The 1,608-nt window shown below is 72.2% G+C and carries 2 protein-coding genes and 1 pseudogene; 1 reads left to right on the top strand and 2 read right to left on the bottom strand.

The genetic code is table 11. The features are described 5' to 3' along the window. A pseudogene (locus AOK18_RS34540) lies at positions 1-304 on the bottom strand (MHYT domain-containing protein); the annotation flags it as partial. Positions 305-306: 2 nt separating this feature from the next. After that, a partial coding sequence (locus AOK18_RS34535; RefSeq protein ID WP_276205361.1) for an MHYT domain-containing protein occupies positions 307-666 on the bottom strand: 360 nt, incomplete at its 3' end. A gap of 385 nt (positions 667-1,051) precedes the next feature. On the opposite strand from AOK18_RS34535, the gene AOK18_RS21065 reads away from it, so the two are divergent. Beyond that, on the top strand, positions 1,052-1,608 hold a 557-nt coding region (locus tag AOK18_RS21065; RefSeq protein ID WP_338119131.1), incomplete at its 3' end, for a glycerophosphodiester phosphodiesterase.

Here is a 1,608-nt window from a genome sequence, read left to right as displayed (position 1 = left end):
GGGTGGTGCCGTGGGTGGGCGGGGACGCCGGGCTTGTGCTCGACGGGTTCCGGGCCGGGCCGGCCCGTGACCAGCAGCGGGTCGAAGATCACCACGATGCCGGCCAGGACCAGGAGGGCGAGCGGGCCGAGCATCATGGGGGCGAGCAGGGCGGCCGCGGACTCCCCCGTGGCGGGGTCGGCCGTGCCGTGGACGTGGACCTCCAGGGCCGCCATGCCGGTGTAGTGCATGCCGGTGACCGCGAGGCCCATGACGGCGCTGGCCCCCACGCTCCACAGGAAGCCCTTGGCCTGCGCGGCCGCCCNNGCCGGTGATGGTGCCGCCGGTGAACAGGGCGGTCCCGGTGGCGCCCCGGTAGCCGACGATGAAGATCCCGATCCCCACCATGACCACGGCGACGGCCAGACTGGCGAACGTCGTCAGGCGGTCGTAGTGGATCGGCGTGTCCTCGATGGTGAAACCCATCATCGCTATGAAGTGCATGGTCCATATGCCGGACCCGATGGCTCCCGAGCCCAGGGCGAGCCAGCCGGGGCGCCACGACCCGGTCACGACGAGCGGCCGGGTGGCGCATCTCAGCCCCAGGGCGCCGCCGAGGCAGGCCATGAGGAAGGCCACCACCGGCGTGACCAGACCGTAACTGAATCCGTCGACCGTGCTCTGCATGCGCGGCTGTCCTTCCGCCCTTTGCGTCCCGGAATTCCGGTTGCGAGCCCCCTCCCGGAACCGCGTCGGCGGTCAGGGGTGACGCAGAGAGTATGACCTCACCGGAACGGCTCAACGGCCCTCCGGCGAAGAAACACGCCCTTGCCCCACTTGTGCGGCACCAGTGTGCGCAGTTGTAACGAACCTGTTCGGTTTGTGGTCATACTGTGCGCACTCCTCGTCCACTCTCTGCTGTCACAGTGGTGCTGTCCGTCACCTTCCGACCGGACGGCGACCCGCCCCTCCGGTGCCGCCCGATCGCCGGCACCGTCCGGCGGTGGTCCGGCCGGCCGGAGTGATCCGCCTTCCCGCCGACGGCCCGACCCACTCGCCGCGAGGAGTACGCATGCACGTGCGCGCCGTTGCCGCCTCGACCGCCGCGCTCCTGGGGACCGCCGCCCTCGCCCTCTTCCCCGTCCGTGCCGCCGGCGGGGACGCGCCGCCCCGGCTCGACGCGGGCAGCTGGTTCGGTCCCGCGTTCGCGGGGACGCGCGTGCCGACGCTGGAGCAGCTCGTGCGGCGGCTCGAGCGGCACGGCCAGAAGCTGCTCCTGGAGATCAAGAACCCCCGGCTGTACCCCGGCATCGAGGGCGAGACCCTCGAGGCGCTGGACGACGAGGGGTGGCTGGACCGCGCCCATCTGAGGAGCCGGCTGGTGGTGCAGAGCTTCAGCGCGGACAGCGTGCGGACGGTCCACGAGCTGGAGCCCGGGGTGAGGACCGGTTTCATCGGGGCGCCTCCCGTGGAGGACCTGCCCGGGTACGCGGGCTTCGCCGACCAGATCAACCCCCCGCACGCGTCCCTGTCCTCCGGTTACGTCACCGCCGCCCGGGGGTTGCGGGGACCGCACGGCAAGCCGCTGAAGGTCTTCGCCTGGACGGTGGACGACGCGGCCGCGGCCCG

Source organism: Streptomyces prasinopilosus, assembly GCF_001419695.1.
GTDB classification, from domain to species: Bacteria; Actinomycetota; Actinomycetes; order Streptomycetales; family Streptomycetaceae; genus Streptomyces; species Streptomyces prasinopilosus.
This window is presented reverse-complemented; position numbering and strand designations above follow the sequence as displayed.